13 protein-coding genes and 1 rRNA gene are annotated in these 14987 nt (G+C 53.4%); 8 read left to right on the forward strand and 6 right to left on the reverse strand.

Translation table 11 applies throughout. The features are described 5' to 3' along the window. Nucleotides 1–76, forward strand: a 5S ribosomal RNA gene (gene rrf / locus B3P58_RS20835); the annotation flags it as partial. Nucleotides 77–208: 132 nt separating this feature from the next. On the opposite strand, the gene B3P58_RS00995 is transcribed toward rrf, so the two are convergent. Beyond that, nucleotides 209–1096 carry a LysR substrate-binding domain-containing protein gene (locus B3P58_RS00995; protein WP_286715368.1) on the reverse strand — a complete coding sequence of 296 codons (888 nt, stop codon included), beginning with the start codon at nt 1094–1096 and terminating at the stop codon, nt 209–211. A 99-nt stretch (nt 1097–1195) separates the two neighbouring features. Here B3P58_RS00995 and B3P58_RS01000 point away from each other — a divergent pair, with 99 nt between their 5' ends. Further along, nucleotides 1196–1966 carry a hypothetical protein gene (locus B3P58_RS01000; RefSeq protein WP_286715370.1) on the forward strand — a complete coding sequence of 257 codons (771 nt, stop codon included), beginning with the start codon at nt 1196–1198 and terminating at the stop codon, nt 1964–1966. Nucleotides 1967–2029: 63 nt separating this feature from the next. Here B3P58_RS01000 and B3P58_RS01005 read toward each other — a convergent pair whose 3' ends face one another. Beyond that, entirely contained in the window at nt 2030–3058 is a 1029-nt protein-coding gene (locus B3P58_RS01005; RefSeq protein ID WP_286715372.1) for a hypothetical protein, read from the reverse strand. Nucleotides 3059–3240: 182 nt separating this feature from the next. Here B3P58_RS01005 and B3P58_RS01010 point away from each other — a divergent pair, with 182 nt between their 5' ends. The 3 genes from B3P58_RS01010 to B3P58_RS01020 are packed head-to-tail and all read left to right on the forward strand — an operon-like array spanning nt 3241 to nt 6372. Continuing rightward, nucleotides 3241–3585 carry a histidine triad nucleotide-binding protein gene (locus B3P58_RS01010; RefSeq protein ID WP_286715374.1) on the forward strand — a complete coding sequence of 115 codons (345 nt, stop codon included), beginning with the start codon at nt 3241–3243 and terminating at the stop codon, nt 3583–3585. 7 nt (nt 3586–3592) lie between these two features. Beyond that, on the forward strand, nt 3593–5026 hold the full coding sequence (gene modF / locus B3P58_RS01015; protein WP_230331852.1) for a molybdate ABC transporter ATP-binding protein ModF: 1434 nt from the start codon (nt 3593–3595) through the stop codon (nt 5024–5026). A 56-nt stretch (nt 5027–5082) separates the two neighbouring features. After that, on the forward strand, nt 5083–6372 hold the full coding sequence (locus tag B3P58_RS01020; protein WP_286715377.1) for an HD-GYP domain-containing protein: 1290 nt from the start codon (nt 5083–5085) through the stop codon (nt 6370–6372). A gap of 44 nt (nt 6373–6416) precedes the next feature. Here B3P58_RS01020 and B3P58_RS01025 read toward each other — a convergent pair whose 3' ends face one another. Together B3P58_RS01025 and ilvD are read right to left on the reverse strand one after the other, a co-directional pair. Next, the gene (locus tag B3P58_RS01025) at nt 6417–7682 is read right to left on the reverse strand and encodes a hypothetical protein (protein WP_286715379.1); all 1266 of its coding nucleotides are present in this window, start codon (nt 7680–7682) and stop codon (nt 6417–6419) included. Between the two features lie 125 nt (nt 7683–7807). Further along, complete coding sequence (gene ilvD, locus B3P58_RS01030; protein WP_286715382.1) at nt 7808–9643, reverse strand: dihydroxy-acid dehydratase; 1836 nt, start codon at nt 9641–9643, stop codon at nt 7808–7810. A gap of 482 nt (nt 9644–10125) precedes the next feature. Here ilvD and B3P58_RS01035 point away from each other — a divergent pair, with 482 nt between their 5' ends. Next, a complete protein-coding gene (locus tag B3P58_RS01035) occupies nt 10126–10836 on the forward strand; it encodes an HNH endonuclease (protein ID WP_286715384.1) in 711 nt (236 codons plus the stop codon). A gap of 22 nt (nt 10837–10858) precedes the next feature. Here B3P58_RS01035 and B3P58_RS01040 read toward each other — a convergent pair whose 3' ends face one another. Both B3P58_RS01040 and B3P58_RS01045 read right to left on the reverse strand, forming a co-directional pair. Next, nucleotides 10859–11185 carry a branched-chain amino acid transporter permease gene (locus tag B3P58_RS01040; RefSeq protein WP_286715387.1) on the reverse strand — a complete coding sequence of 109 codons (327 nt, stop codon included), beginning with the start codon at nt 11183–11185 and terminating at the stop codon, nt 10859–10861. After that, a complete protein-coding gene (locus tag B3P58_RS01045) occupies nt 11182–11883 on the reverse strand; it encodes an AzlC family ABC transporter permease (RefSeq protein WP_286715389.1) in 702 nt (233 codons plus the stop codon). Before B3P58_RS01045 ends, B3P58_RS01040 begins: the two co-directional genes overlap by 4 nt. A gap of 243 nt (nt 11884–12126) precedes the next feature. On the opposite strand from B3P58_RS01045, the gene B3P58_RS01050 reads away from it, so the two are divergent. Beyond that, the gene (locus tag B3P58_RS01050) at nt 12127–13509 is read left to right on the forward strand and encodes a ribonuclease J (protein ID WP_286715391.1); all 1383 of its coding nucleotides are present in this window, start codon (nt 12127–12129) and stop codon (nt 13507–13509) included. 378 nt (nt 13510–13887) lie between these two features. After that, nucleotides 13888–14487: an FMN-dependent NADH-azoreductase gene (locus B3P58_RS01055; protein ID WP_260998169.1), complete on the forward strand. Its 600-nt coding sequence runs from the start codon at nt 13888–13890 to the stop codon at nt 14485–14487. Nucleotides 14488–14987 lie beyond the last annotated feature (500 nt).

Here is a 14987-nt window from a genome sequence, read left to right on the forward strand (position 1 = left end):
CGAACTCAGAAGTGAAACGCAGCATCGCCGATGGTAGTGTGGGGCTTCCCCATGTGAGAGTAGGTCATCATCAAGCTCTTATTCTAAACCCCCGTCAGCTGAGCTGGCGGGGGTTTTTCTTTGCCCGCAAGAAAGCTTTGCTGTGCTGGACAACATCCTGCCATTCAGTCTTTGTCTGAAAAATAGAAAAATAACGCGCCAGATAAACTCACAGCGCAGCAAAGATCCTGCACAACCACCTATTCACACGCTCGTAGTCCTTCCGTTTATGCTCGTTCGGTTTACTGACGAAATAGAATCCTGCTCTGCACTCCAGTGGTTGATCGGCAAGCGTCTGCAAGCCTCCTGAACGCAGCTCATGCGCTGAGATCGGTAAGATGGCAAGTGCAACTCCCAGGCCCGCTCTGGCGGCGCACAGACCGGCGTCGTAGCTGTCGAAGTATAACGGCGGATTGCTATCCGCCGGCTTGCCGCTGACCCCGCCAAACGCCTGCCAGTCGTCAAAGCCGTTACGGCCATGAATCAGGCTGTGCAGCTGCCAGTTTTTATCTTTCTCTTTGTTCTGTTGCACATATTCGCTGCTGGCGACAGGCACGGCGTAGGCCGGGCAGATCAGCTGCGCATCGTGACCGGCCCAGGGTGGTGTGCCGAAGCGTATCGCCGCATCCAGGGTTTTATCCTGCAGGTTTTCTGTGGCCATGCTGGTGTGAATAATCAGATCAATCTGCGGATATGCCTGGCGGAATTCTGCGAGACGGGGAATAACAATCTCATTGGCGACATAGGAGATCATGCTCAGGTGGATGGTCGCTGAAATATATTGGCCGCAGAACTCCTCCCAACCACTCTCGTACGCGCTGAGTGCTCTGGCTGCGGTTTCGTAAAAACTCGCACCGGCCTGTGTGAGTTGCAGCTCCCGCTGGCTGCGTTTAAACAGACTCAGGCCAATATTTTCCTCCAGTGCTTTGATCTGCTGGCTGATTGCTGACGGCGTGATATTCAGCTGCATGGCGGCATGCTTGAAGCTGCGCAACTGTGCCGATTTAACAAAAGCCGGCAGATACTGCAGTGGTGGTGCTTTACGATATGGTTTCATAGTTAAGAAATTCTGAATCTGACTTCAGAGATTGTCGTTTGAAATACCGTGCTGCGTAAAACATTATTCCTTTAAATATAAAATACATAAGGATTTCTGATGCCGGTAAATTATGTTGGATTAGAGCAGGCACGTCAGGCTGATGGGCTGCGCATGGTTGTGGTTGGCGGCATTCCCAGTCCCTGGGGTGAAGCTGCGAAGGGCATTCTGAAGATTAAAGGTCTCGATTGGCTCGCGGTTCGTCTGGATCAGCGCGATGATGTGATGGCTGCCTGGACCGGTTGCAGAAATGCACCGGTGCTCATGCTGAATGACGAAGCACCACGCAGCGACTGGCAGGAAATTCTGCAGCTGGCAGAGCGTCTGAGCCCGGAGCCGGCATTATTACCTGAAGAAGATCCGCACAGAACGGAAGTGCTGACGCTGTGTGCGGAAATCTGTGGAGTGAATGGTCTGGGCTGGTTCCGCCGTCTGGATGCCGTGCACCGTGGCCTGCAGGGACTTGAGGGATTTCCACCACCGGTAGCAGGCTATCTTGGTAAAAAATACGGTTATGATGCCGCTCATGCCGGGCAGTATGTGCCGCAGGTTGTCAGGCTGCTGAATAAACTGAGTAAGCGCCTGCAGGAACAGCAGCAACAGGGCAGCCGGTTTTATTATGGTGAGCAGCTCAGTGCAGTGGATATTTATGCGGCCTGCTTTATGGCGCTGTTCCGTCCGTTAGCGGAAGAGGTGTGCCCGATGCCTGCGCCAATCCGCAGTGCCTTTTCTGCTCTTGATGAGCGTATTCTCGCTGCACTGGATGAAAGGCTGCTTGAGCATCGCGACTTTATCTACCAGAACTATCTGGAGTTGCCTTTGTCGCTGTAACCCGGAGATAAATAAAAAGCCTGCATTTGCAGGCTTTTTATCATCGCAGCCAAAGCTGAATTATCAGAGGTAGTAGTTTTTGCCCGACTCCGTACCGCGTTTAATATAATCACGCAGTCCGATGCCGTTATCCTGCTTTATTTCTTCCAGCTCTTTCAGCAGCTTTTTCGCATGGAAGCTGTCCAGTGCTTCCATCGCCGAAATGGGGGCAATACCTGCGGCTATACGCATCTGTTCAAGGGCGCGGTCGAGCGCTTTCTGTTTATAGATATAAAGCAGGCTCTGCGCCGCTTCCAGATGAACATTGGCAATTAAACGGTTCTGGGCGAGTGCGGCGTTGTAATAGTTCTCTACCACCTGATCATCTGCACCGTAGGCCATGCGCCCCATAAAATGCCCCATTTTACGCACGATGCCGGCATCCATTGAGCCTTTGGCAGCCAGCACAAACACATTGTAGGGTTCGGCTTCTGCCATCGTGTTCAGTTCGCTGGTCATCGTGTCCATATAACCGCGGCTGAGCACGGTAGGGGAGGAAATTTCTTCACTCAGACGGGCCATGGCATAAAAGGCAAAATAGCGGGCCATAATGTCATGCTGCGTTAATGCTGCAGTCTTTTCATGGCGGGCAATAATGTCTTCCCACAGGGCATGACGTTTGTCTTTATCATTTTCCAGACGCAGGCCATAAGTTGCCTGAGAATAAAATGCCACGCCGTGTCCCAGCGGTCCTATCGCGTACCCCTGTCTGGCTGCAGCCTGAAAATTGCCTTTATAAAATTCACGCCAGGCTTGCTGAAGTTTTCCCGCCAGTTGTTCCACCGATTCAAATTCCGGGGTCGCCAGTCTCAGCTCGGAGTTACTGCTCAGTACGGCTGATAAATAATCTGCATTGGGGAAGGGGTAATCCGTTGCACGGTTAAGCTGAAACCAGTATTCGTTCAACCGCTCGCCGGCATAGTCATAAGGCGCTTGTTCGTAGGGAAAAGCCTGCCACTCAAAGGCGGTTACCGGGTTATCGCTGGTGTCAGCCTGGCACAGCGCAGACAAAGCCAGCAGCCCGGCAGCAAAGATGCGCAGTATCGGGGTCATGTTAGGTTCCTGTGGTGATTTTTATTTTATTGATACCATCGTACCCAAGCCCCGCCATGCTGTCATGGTCATAAGAGGCCGGGCTGAATCTGAAACCAAAGGACGCGTTAACTGAATGTCTGGTCATTGTCATATTCATCAATTTTTCCTATGGTTGCTGCTTTCCAGTAAAGGAGTTACCCATGTCTGAGGATACGATTTTCGGCAAAATCGCCCGTGGTGAGTTACCGGCAACCATGGTTTATGAAGATGAGCATTGTCTGGCCTTCCGCGATCTTTATCCGGCGGCGCCTATGCACATCCTGCTGATTCCGCGTAAGCCGATTCCGCGCCTGTGTGATGCGGTTGCAGAAGATCAGGCGCTGCTCGGCCACCTGATGCTGACCGCCAGTAAAATTGCTGCTCAGGAAGGGCTGGGTGATGCCTATCGTCTGGTTGTAAATAACGGTGCGGGAGCCGGCCAATCGGTTTTCCATCTGCACCTGCACATTATTGGCGGTCGCTCGCTGAGCTGGCCTCCGGGCTGAGGTTTCCATGCGTTTTTCTGCAATTCAGGCACGTCTGCACGATGGCCGTCATTTAGAGGTTGATCAGTGGCAGCTGAACCCGGGTGAATACTGGGCGATTACCGGCACAAACGGCAGCGGTAAAACCGTGCTGTCGGCGCTGGCCGGTGATCAGGTGGTGCTCAGTCATGGCGAAGCCTGCGATTTGCCAGAGTCGGTGGCCTACGTCTCGCTGGAGGCACAGGCCGCGCAGATTGAGCAGGAGCGCCATGACGACGAGAGTGATCTGAATGATGCGCCGGATAAAGGCACATTAATCTGTGATTTTCTTGCCCCTCTGGCTGAAGTGGAAAGCTGGGTTGATCGTCTGAGCATCCGCCACCTGCTGAATCAGGGCTTCCGCTCGTTATCGACCGGCGAAAGCCGCAAAGTGCTGCTGATTAACGCTCTGCGCCATAAACCCAACCTGCTGGTGCTGGATGAACCGCTGGAGGGGCTGGATCAGATCAGCCGTGAAGCCGTCAGTGACGCGCTGAATGAATTGCAGCAGAAGGGGCAGGCCATGTTGTGGGTTGCCAACCGTCTGGATGAATTACCCGGCTGGATCACGCACGTTGCTTTTATGCACGATGCCCGCCTGCTGTATCAGGGTACAAAAGACGATGTACTGGCGCAGCCGGAACTGCGCGGCCTGATGCATTTTGACCGGCCGCTGCCGGATTTCCCTGCGGCCGGGCGTTCAGCGCTGCAGCTGGCTGAAGGTGAACCTCTGGTCGGTATGAAAGACGTTGCCATCCGCTATGACGAACGTGAACTGTTCAGTGGCCTTAACTGGCGTGTTGAAGCCGGGGAGCACTGGGCCATTCAGGGACCGAACGGCAGTGGCAAAACCAGCCTGCTGCAATTGATCACCGGCGATAATCCACAGTGTTACCGCAACGACCTGCGCCTGTTTGGTATGCAGCGCGGACGCGGTGAAAGCATCTGGGATATTAAAAAACACATAGGTCTGGTGTCGGCTTCGCTGCAATGGGAATACCGTGCGACCACCAATGTGCTGAGTACCGTTATTTCAGGCCTGTATGACAGCATTGGCCTGTATCAGGCAACCGGTGATGACGATAAGCAGCTGGCGCTGCAGTGGCTGGATATTATCGGTCTGCGTCATAAAGCCAACCAGAGCCTGCAACATCTCTCTTATGGTGAACAGCGCCTGGTGCTGATTGCCCGGGCATTAATCAAGCAGCCGCCATTACTGATTCTCGATGAGCCTTGTCAGGGATTGGATGACCCCAGCCGTATGCTGGTTCTGGCCTTTATTAATCGTCTGGCAGAACAGCATGACACTACCTTGCTGTATGTGACCCATCACCCTACAGAAATCCCGGACGCCATTGTTAACCGGTTGCAGTTTGAAACAAAAGACGGCAAAAACCAGCTACAAATCTCCTGCAGAGAATAAAGTGCCAGACAGAGCCACTACCTTTAAAATAACAATAATAACAAAGGTATTTATCAATGATCGGATCCATTACAACAACGCGTAATGGCCGCAAGTTTCAGATCAATAAACGACACACGCGCAAGCGAATGGACGTGTCGGAACTTACAGCCGGGATGTACATTGTTGAACTGGACCGGCCATGGACGGAGTCACCCTTTCTCTTTCAGGGATTCCTGCTGGAAAACGATGATGATTTATTGCTTATTCAAACCCTCTGCAAGTGGGTATTCGTCGATGTTGTCGAGGAAGAATGGAATGAGCTGGATGAGAAAGGAAAAAGTGCGCCGCAAAAACGCACCCGCTATGTTGAAAAACAGGAAATGGCGCAGCAGCTGAGTGCTGCCAACCGCACTTACCAGGCGACCAAACTGCAGATTAAACGTCTGCTGGCCAGTGCTCAGCTGGGGCAGGCATTTAATCTTCAGGAAGCACAGAGAGCGGTTAAAGATTGCGTCGAACGCGTTGTAAATAATCCTAACGCTATTCTCTGGCTGACCCGTTTAAAACACCAGGACGAATATACCGCCGAGCATTCTGTTAACGTTTGCCTGTTATCCATTGCGTTAGGTAAACAAATGGATCTGGCGCCCTATGAGCTGGAAAATCTCGGTATCTGCGGATTAATGCACGATATCGGCAAGATGAAAGTGCCAACAGAAATTCTGAATAAACCCGGTCCACTTGATCCGGAAGAATTTGCCGAGATGGCACGGCATACGCTTTACGCCAAACAATTATTAATGGGCCGTTCGGATATTTATCCGGGTGCTGTGGATGTGGCATACAGCCATCATGAGCGGCTGGACGGCAAAGGCTATCCGCGTGGTATCGACAGCACTAAATTATCGTTGTTTACCCGTATTGTTACCGTTGCTGATGCTTATGATGCCATGACCAGTGACCGTTGTTATAAGCCGGGCATGTCATCGCTGGATGCGATGCGGATACTGAACTGTAACCGCGGTACCCAGTTTGATGAAGAGCTGGTAAGAAAATTTATTTCCATGATTGGGCTGTACCCGCCGGGGTATTTGCTGGAAATGAGTAACGGTGAGGTGGGTATTATTTTATCCGCTGATCCCGGTTACCAGCTGAAGCCTAAAGTCATTATGATTCTCGGCCCGGATAAGCAGCCACAACCGGAGCGCATCGTGAACTTATCCATGGCGCCGGCCGATGATTGCGGTGTTCCGTATCAACCTCAGGGCGTATTCCGCAGCGGTTGTTTTGGTGTGCATGTGAGTGATTATATTAATCGCGGTTTGCGGATTAAGGGTTTTGAATATGCGATGACGGGAGATTGATAAACCCGCGCAGAAGATTTCTGCGGCGGGTTTAGCTGTGGATATTAATCTTCTGCCTGCGGTTTTTCTGCAGGCTTTATTTCTTCTTTTTCGGCGCTCTCTTCAACACCCTCTTCAGCACTCTCTGTTGTTACCGCGCTGGTTTCCGTTGCCGCAGACTCCGTGACAGGCTCTGCGGTGCTCTCCTTTTCAGACGCAGCTTCTTCAGGAGCCGTCGTGTCTTCGGCAGGGTTCTGTTGCTGCTTATCTGCTGCTTCTGCGCCCGGTTGTTCAACAACAACAGGAGAAGCCGCCTCCGGTATAGCCGTTGCGCTGTTGTTTGGTGACGTGGTTTGCTGTGCCGCGTTACGCCGTGCCTGTTCTTCAGCATACTGAACGATGGCCAGCGTCTGATCTTTCAGGGCCATATGACGCATATCCCCGGCTCCTAAGGTCATGCTTAACTGGTGCAGATAACCTTCAAATTCCAGAGCCGCCTGTTCTGCCTGAGCGGAGTCCAGCCGGGTAATATTTTTGGCTTCACGGGCGATATACAGGGCATGTTGTGCGGCGCGCAAAGCTTCTTTACCCGTGCTTTCCGTCAGGGCACGATCCTGATAATGACGGCGAATGGTTTGCGCCGCTTTTTCTACCTGTAATTCGGCATCGCTGAAGGTCGCCGGCGCATGAGTATCGGCATCCTCATCATCGGCTTTTTCCAGCGTTTCGTTGGCTGGCTGCCAGTGCAGGCGCAGCATGGTATCCAGCTCCAGCTGCTGCAGGGATTTCAGAACGCCTGCGGATTTATCGATGACTTTGTCGCTCTCCCCGGCTTCGATCATGCTGATCAGACTGCGCAGCTCTTTCATTTCACGCTGATAGCGCGCACTCATTACGCTGCCGGCTTTGATTTCATCCAATACCGCCTTCTGAGCAAACAGCGGAGATAACGCTGATTGCGCCCGCGCTTTATTCTTAAGAGCACTGTCGAGCAGGCTCAGCACCCGCGCAGAAGATTCAATACTGGCCTGTGCATCACCGGCCAGTTCATGGCTGCGCGCCTGCTTTAATGCCTGCTGAATCTGCTCCATATGCAGTGGCGCATAAAAACTCAGATCTTCGCTGCTGGCTGTTGCATAAGCGGCTTTGGCCTGGCTCAGCGCCCGCTCGGAATCGTTGCCTAACTCACTGACCTTTTCGGTGGTGGCCTGCGACACGCTGTCTTCGTTGGCAATGCGCTGAGCGGCGCAGCCACTCAACAGTGACAGGCTGAGTAAACCGGTGAGCAGTGGGGTGGAAAAAGAAAAAGAGTTAAAAGCAAAACGCAGCATGAATAATTCCTGAATCGCGGCTGGCGTATATAAAAATGCCCGCACCATAACAATAATGAGTGCAGGCATTATAACTGGCCGAAGATCGTCCCGCAGGTCAATTTCCGGCCGGAGTCAGAACAGGCTCAGTCGAGCAGGCTCTTATCGCGTACCGCACCTTTATCGGCGCTGGTGGCGAACTTAGCGTAAACCTTCAGCGCAGTGCTCACTTTACGTGGGCGCTCGGCCGCTGGTTTCCAGCCTTTTTTGTCCTGCTCATGACGACGATGTGCGAGTTCTTCAGCACTCAGATCGACATTAATCGAACGGTTCGGGATATCAATATTGATGATATCGCCGTCCTGCAGCAGGCCGATGGCACCGCCGGCTGCGGCTTCCGGAGAGCAGTGACCAATCGACAGACCAGAAGTACCGCCGGAGAAGCGGCCATCGGTCAGCAGCGCACAGGCTTTGCCCAGACCCTTGGATTTCAGGTAAGAGGTCGGGTACAGCATTTCCTGCATACCCGGGCCGCCTTTCGGGCCTTCGTAGCGGATAATGACGATATCACCGGCAACCACTTCATCGGCCAGAATGCCTTTTACCGCATCGTCCTGGCTTTCGAAGATTTTCGCCTTGCCCTGGAATACCAGAATGGATTCATCCACACCGGCGGTTTTTACCACACAACCATCGAGGGCGATGTTGCCGTACAGAACCGCCAGGCCGCCTTCTTTCGAATAGGCGTGTTCCAGATTACGGATACAGCCGTTTTCACGGTCGCCGTCCAGTGTTGGCCAGCGGGTGCTCTGGCTGAATGCAGTCTGGGTCGGGATACCGGCCGGACCGGCTTTGTAGAACTTCACCACCTCTTCGCTTGGGCTGCGCATGATGTCCCACTTATCCAGCGCTTCTTTCATGGTCTTGCTGTGTACGGTCGGCAGGTCGCTGTGCAGCAGGCCGGCGCGGTCGATTTCACCCAGAATACCCATGATGCCACCGGCACGGTGTACGTCTTCCATATGGTACAGCGGCGAGTTTGGCGCCACTTTACACAGCTGCGGAACCACGCGGGACAGACGGTCGATGTCTTTCAGGTCGAAGTCGCACTCGGCTTCCTGAGCGGCCGCCAGCAAGTGCAGAATGGTGTTGGTTGAACCACCCATCACGATATCCAGCGTCATCGCGTTTTCGAACGCTTTAAAGCTGGCGATAGAACGCGGCAGAACTGACTCATCGTTCTCTTCGTAATAACGCTTGGTGATTTCCACGATGCGGCGACCGGCTTCAAGGAACAGCTGTTCGCGGTCGGCGTGCGTCGCCAGCAGCGAGCCGTTACCTGGCAGAGCCAGACCCAGCGCTTCGGTTAAGCAGTTCATCGAGTTCGCGGTAAACATACCGGAGCAGGAACCACAGGTCGGGCAGGCGCTGCGCTCGTATTCGGCCACTTTCTCATCGCTGGCAGAATCGTCGGCGGCGATAACCATCGCATCAACCAGATCCAGCTTGTGCTCAGACAGCTTGGTTTTACCGGCTTCCATCGGGCCACCGGAAACAAAGATCACCGGAATGTTCAGACGCAGCGACGCCAGCAGCATCCCCGGAGTGATCTTGTCGCAGTTGGAAATACAGACGATGGCATCGGCGCAGTGCGCGTTCACCATGTACTCAACCGAATCGGCGATCACTTCACGCGATGGCAGGCTGTACAGCATACCGTCGTGACCCATGGCGATACCGTCATCCACGGCGATGGTGTTGAACTCTTTCGCCACACCACCGGCTCTTTCAATCTCACGCGCAACCAGCTGACCCAGGTCTTTCAGGTGCACGTGGCCAGGTACGAACTGGGTAAAGGAGTTCGCGACAGCAATGATCGGCTTCTGGAAATCGTCATCTTTCATCCCGGTAGCGCGCCACAGCGCACGGGCTCCGGCCATATTGCGACCTGCAGTGGAGGTCTTGGAACGGTATTCAGGCATGGTGTCCCTCGTCTGATCAACGGCTGAAAAATAAAGGCACATATTGTATCAGCCGCAGCGCAATAGCTCATCTGCCTATTTTCAGCTGGCCGAGCCATAAGTTACCCCCGTCTTCAGTGGATAACTTTGTGACTAACTTTGGGATGAATGGCTACAGGTAAGACAAACCGGGCCAGCGTGACAGATTGATGAAAGTTTGAACGCTTGGGCAGAAATAGCGGGAACTCAGAAAAAGCCAGCGCTGGCAAGGGTTTTGTGCAGATTTTTTGTAACAGATTCAGGGGGTTAGTTGGGGGATGTAAGAAAAAATGTCAAGAATGTTGGCTAAGTGATTGAATGATTTTTTGTGGATAAGATTGGGGGTAAGTTGGTTATTGGTTGAGGAAAACTTCTCGGCTGGCATGGTTCAACCTGTACGATTAATTGATAGAACCCACTCTAGAGAGTAGATTGCCGATGTCACCTGATTTAGGAATCACTGCATGACCTTTGATGAATGGATGCGAGCACAAGGGCTATCGGACTCTTCCGTTAAAAAATACCTATCGAGTGTACAGGGCGTTATGTCTGAATGGGCGCAAAGTGCGGGTTTGGTCGACGGTCCTCTAACTTCTATTTCTGGACTCGCTCAATTTCATGTTGTGGCAGAGCAGCTGAAGCAATTACCAATTTTTGTTGAGCGCAACACGGTTGGTAATTCGATGTACAGCAGTGCTTTGAATCGCTTTGCTGATTATTTAAAAGCGGGGTTTGACTCGGATATAGAAGCCGACATTGATGATATTTTTCGACAACCTAATATCAGTGAAACCGAAAAAAGTCGTCTCGTTAAAACTCGCATAGGGCAGGGGGATTTTCGCACAAGGCTTATCGGCTATTGGCAAGGATGCGCGGTGACGGGCTATCAAGATGTTAGCTTTTTGGTCGCATCGCATATTAAACCTTGGCGTGTGTCTAGCAACGCGGAAAAGCTTGATCACTTTAACGGCTTGCTTCTTTTACCTACGCTGGATAAAGCGTTCGATGGTGGATTTATTAGCTTTAAAAATAACGGTGATATTGTGCTTTCACCACAGTTATCTCACCCGGATGTGTTGGGCATTCGAAGCGATATGAATATACACCTCGCGCAGCAACATTTAGTTTTTTTAGAGTTTCATCGCGACTGTGTTTTTCGCAAAGCACCGTATTAACGTCGTTTAAAGCTCAGGCTAATTAACCCACCCCCATCTGCACCAGCAGCATATACGCAGCTGTACCACCCACAATACTGATCAGCGCCTGGCGGAACGCCAGGTGCAGCGCCGTTACCAGCAGCAGGCAGCCCAGTTCGGGCAGAAAATCCAGCGAGAATGCCACGTCGTTTTTAAACGAATAAATTACCAGCAGCACCATGACGATGGGCGGCAGAAAACGGCCGAGGTGTTCCAGCAACGGGTGGTCGGCCACCCGTCCGAGTACCATAAAAGGCAGGGCGCGGGTCAGGAAGGTAACGCCTGCCAGCAGCGCAATCACACTGCTCAGATACCAGAATTCGTTCATGCTTCAGGCCTCTTATGTGTGCGGCGCGCGGCGTATTGCATCATCAGTACGCTGAGGCTGAGCAGAATGGCAATCAGCAGCATCTGTTCGCGGCTGATCAGCAGCAATGTGCCGAAGCCAATCAGCAGGGAGGCAACAAAAGGGCGGATATCGCGCAGGTGTTTGTACTGTTCGATGGTCAGCACCATAAACAGCGCCGGTAATACAAAGGCGATACCGGCGGTGTTGAATTCCAGCTGGCTGCCAAGCCAGGCGCCAAGGGTGCAGCCAATTATCCAGTACAGCTGGTTCAGCGCAGTAATGCGCAGCTGGAACTGGCCGCGGTCTATATTCGCCGGCAGGTGGGTGGCAGTAATCAGTGAGTAGGTTTCATCGGTGAGGCCAAAAATCTGATACAGGCGGCGCCAGCCACGGTTGGGCATACGGCTGATTAATGACAGGCCGTAAAAAATATGGCGCGAATTAATCAGCAGGGTGGCCACCGCCATTTCGGTCAGCGTTGCCTGATTAGCCAGTAATCCCACCGCCAGAAATTGTCCGGCACCGGCGTAAATAAACAGCCCCATCGCCGTGGCGTACAGCCAGTGGTAGCCGAGCTCGCTGAACAGCACGCCGAAGGCCGCGCCTAAGGGCAAATAGCCAAACATCACCGGTAGCGAAGTACGCAGCACCAGCGTGTTAAGAGGGGAAAGTGTCATAGCAGAATCTGCGGGTCGTGAATCTGTGGATGAATCCGTAAACAGCGAGTCGCGGCGAGAGCCTGTCGAGCGATCAATCAGTAGCGCGGAGTCTAAGGCCGGGCTTAAGCGTGAACAAGTGGACTTTAGTAACCGGCTGAGGGTTTTACGGGCTGAATAAAGTCTGGCAGTCGGTATACTCGTTATTAAATATATTAATGCCGCGCATAGTGCGCCTTGTCAGGAAGCCAGTCAGGAAAAGCCATGAGCCCCAGCGAACACGATCTCTTCTTCCTGCCCCTTGGCGGCACCGGTGAGATCGGCATGAACATGAATCTTTACGGCCACGACGATCAGTGGCTGATGGTTGATTGCGGCGTGACTTTTCCCAAGCCGGGGCGGGTCAGCGCCGATGGCACTCGCCACCATTCGGGCGAGCCGGATACGCAAATGCCCGATCCGGAATTTATTGCCGCGCGTAAAGATCAGCTGGCCGGTTTAATTATTACCCACGCCCACGAAGATCATATCGGCGCGGTGCCCTATCTGTGGCACAAGCTGCGTTGCCCGGTGTATTGCACGCGCTTTACCGCCGAAGTGCTGAAAAAGAAACTGGCCGAACATGGCCTGCTGCATCAGGTAAAAATCATCGTGCCGGAAACCGGCGAGCGTGTTGCCATCGGCCCGTTTGAGGTGGAATTTTTAGCCTTAACGCATTCGGTACCCGACCCGAATGCGCTGATGATCCGCACCGCCGCCGGCAATGTGTTTCATACCGGCGACTGGAAGCTCGACCCCGAGCCGGTGGTGGGCCACGGCTATAAACAGGAAACCTTTACCCGTCTGGCGCAGGAAGGTGTGCTGGCGATGGTGTGCGATTCCACCAATGCCACCGTGGCCGGGCATTCCGCCTCGGAAGGCGATCTCTACGATGGCCTGCGCCATTACATCGAAAGCGCCAAAGGGCGGGTTATCGTTACCTGTTTCGGCAGCAATATTGCGCGTCTGTTAACCCTGTCCCATGTGGCGGACGACACCGGCCGTTATATGGGCCTTTATGGCCGCTCAATGATTAATATGCATCAGTGTGCCAAGCGTGCGGGTGTCTGGCCGTTCAGTGCCGGCTCGGTCGATACCGGGCATCTGGGCTATTTACCGCGCCACGAAGTGCTGGCGGTGGCGACCGGCAGCCAGGGCGAACCGCATACCGCGCTGCGCCGTCTTGCTGCTGGCACCCATCCGGATTTTGAACTGGAGCCCGGCGACCGGGTGATCTTCAGCGCCCGTGCCATTCCCGGCAACGAAGAAGCTATTCAGGGCATTATCGACCAGCTGCACAGCATCGGTGTGGAAGTGATTACCGCCGACGATGCCGAATTGCCGATTCACGCCTCCGGCCACCCGGCACAGGAAGAGCTGGAGACTTTATACCGCTGGGTGCAGCCGGAAATCGCCATCCCGGTGCATGGCGAAGAAGTGCATATGAAAGCCCACGCCGCACTGGCCAAAGGTTGCGGCGTACCGCGTACTCTTACCGGGCGCAATGGCGACCTGTTTATGCTGGCGCCGGTGCCCGGAATTCAGCGGCAAAAGGTGCGCACCGGACGGCTGGGCTGGGAAAAAGGCGCGCTGGTGCGGGTGGGCTGAGTGCAAAAATCGGCCGATGGGCCTGCTGCATTATTAACCCTCACCTGGCTCCCACGCTCTGCGTGGTAGCCCTTGCTGGCACGGTTGCATTCCCACGCGGAGCGTAGGAACGAGGAAATTCCTCACCTGGCTCCCACGCTTTTCACCTGGCTCCCACGCTCTGCGTGGTAGCCCTTGCTGGTACAGTTGCATTCCCACGCAGAGCGTAGGAACGAGAAATCGTGTGGCGCCAGACAAAATCAGCCGATGTGCCTGCTGCTCTCTGCAAAGGAACAACTTTTTAGAAAGATATATGCGGATTTTTGCGATTTTTAATCGAATCCGTCTGAATCACAATGCCCTCAATTCCTGCGATCACTCATATTGAGGAGCACAAACATGGCAACACTTCTGTATATCAAAGGCAGCATCTTCGGCGACCACGGTCAGTCCAGCCAGCTGGCCGAAAAATTCATCGCCGGCTGGAAAGCCGCTAACCAGAACGGCGAGGTTGTGATTCGCGATCTGGCCACAGACGTTCCGCCTTATCTGGATGCCAACAGCGTTGGTGCCTTTATGACCCCGGCTGAACAGCGTACAACCGAGCAGCAAAGCATTGTGGCGTACTCCGATGCCCTGATCGCCGAAATCAAAGCAGCTGACGAAGTAGTCGTGGGCGTGCCTATGTACAACTTCACCATTCCGGCGCAGATGAAGTCTTACCTCGACTTCTTATGCCGTGCCGGTATCACCTTCAAGTACACCGAGACCGGCCCGGTGGGTCTGCTCGATAACAAACCGGTGCATATTCTGGCGACCCGCGGTGGCCTGTACAAAGGCACTCCGGCCGATACCCAGACGCCGTTCCTGACCACCATCTTCTCCTTTATCGGTCTGAGCGATGTGCGCTTTGTCTATGCCGAAGGTCTGAACCTGGGCGACGACAGCAAGAATGCCGCTCTGGCAGCTGCCGGTCAGGAAATCGCCGCACTGGCGTAATTCCCGGTCCTCCCGGTTTTGTTGACGCGACCGCATAAGCGGAAGGTGCGAAAGCAGCTTCCGCTTTTTTATGCCTGCGATTCCTGCCCTGTATCCACAACGATCAGCCCGCTGCGCCAGATGTAAATGTTATCCAGAGATTCTGTGGATAAAAACGTGGACAAGTTTGGGGTAAGGGGCTGCAGGGCACTTTCTGTGGGCGTTGTTGTCAGATCGTGCGAATTTTAAACGCCTGTACGAATTCAGCCGCAGACCACGGATGGCAAGCGCTGGCAAGAAAATTTTGTAATAAAAATCAGTAGGATGAGCGATGTTGCTGTGTTATGGCGCGGCGTTTACGCCGGTGTTTACAAAAAATAAAATGTGGATAACTTTGTGAGTTAACTGCGGGAAAGTTGCGTATAAGCTGGGGCTAAACAGCATTTTTGCTGTAAAAACAGGTGTTTATGCAAGGGCCTGTTAATACTAATTAAACCTGCCTGTTATCGGCTAAAAATTTC

The organism is Thalassolituus sp. UBA2009 (assembly GCF_002335285.1).
In the GTDB taxonomy this organism is placed as follows: Bacteria; Pseudomonadota; Gammaproteobacteria; order Pseudomonadales; family Oceanobacteraceae; genus Venatoribacter; species Venatoribacter alkanivorans.

Excerpts from the sequence above, each read along its gene's own strand:
- B3P58_RS01055 (WP_260998169.1), top strand. The coding sequence starts at position 13,888 with ATGGCAACACTTCTGTATATCAAAGGCAGCATCTTCGGCGACCACGGT.
- B3P58_RS01025 (WP_286715379.1), bottom strand. The coding sequence starts at position 7,682 with ATGCTGCGTTTTGCTTTTAACTCTTTTTCTTTTTCCACCCCACTGCTC.
- B3P58_RS01050 (WP_286715391.1), top strand. The coding sequence starts at position 12,127 with ATGAGCCCCAGCGAACACGATCTCTTCTTCCTGCCCCTTGGCGGCACC.
- modF (WP_230331852.1), top strand. The coding sequence starts at position 3,593 with ATGCGTTTTTCTGCAATTCAGGCACGTCTGCACGATGGCCGTCATTTA.
- B3P58_RS01045 (WP_286715389.1), bottom strand. The coding sequence starts at position 11,883 with ATGACACTTTCCCCTCTTAACACGCTGGTGCTGCGTACTTCGCTACCG.
- B3P58_RS01035 (WP_286715384.1), top strand. The coding sequence starts at position 10,126 with ATGACCTTTGATGAATGGATGCGAGCACAAGGGCTATCGGACTCTTCC.
- ilvD (WP_286715382.1), bottom strand. The coding sequence starts at position 9,643 with ATGCCTGAATACCGTTCCAAGACCTCCACTGCAGGTCGCAATATGGCC.
- B3P58_RS00995 (WP_286715368.1), bottom strand. The coding sequence starts at position 1,096 with ATGAAACCATATCGTAAAGCACCACCACTGCAGTATCTGCCGGCTTTT.
- B3P58_RS01005 (WP_286715372.1), bottom strand. The coding sequence starts at position 3,058 with ATGACCCCGATACTGCGCATCTTTGCTGCCGGGCTGCTGGCTTTGTCT.
- B3P58_RS01040 (WP_286715387.1), bottom strand. The coding sequence starts at position 11,185 with ATGAACGAATTCTGGTATCTGAGCAGTGTGATTGCGCTGCTGGCAGGC.
- B3P58_RS01000 (WP_286715370.1), top strand. The coding sequence starts at position 1,196 with ATGCCGGTAAATTATGTTGGATTAGAGCAGGCACGTCAGGCTGATGGG.
- B3P58_RS01020 (WP_286715377.1), top strand. The coding sequence starts at position 5,083 with ATGATCGGATCCATTACAACAACGCGTAATGGCCGCAAGTTTCAGATC.
- B3P58_RS01010 (WP_286715374.1), top strand. The coding sequence starts at position 3,241 with ATGTCTGAGGATACGATTTTCGGCAAAATCGCCCGTGGTGAGTTACCG.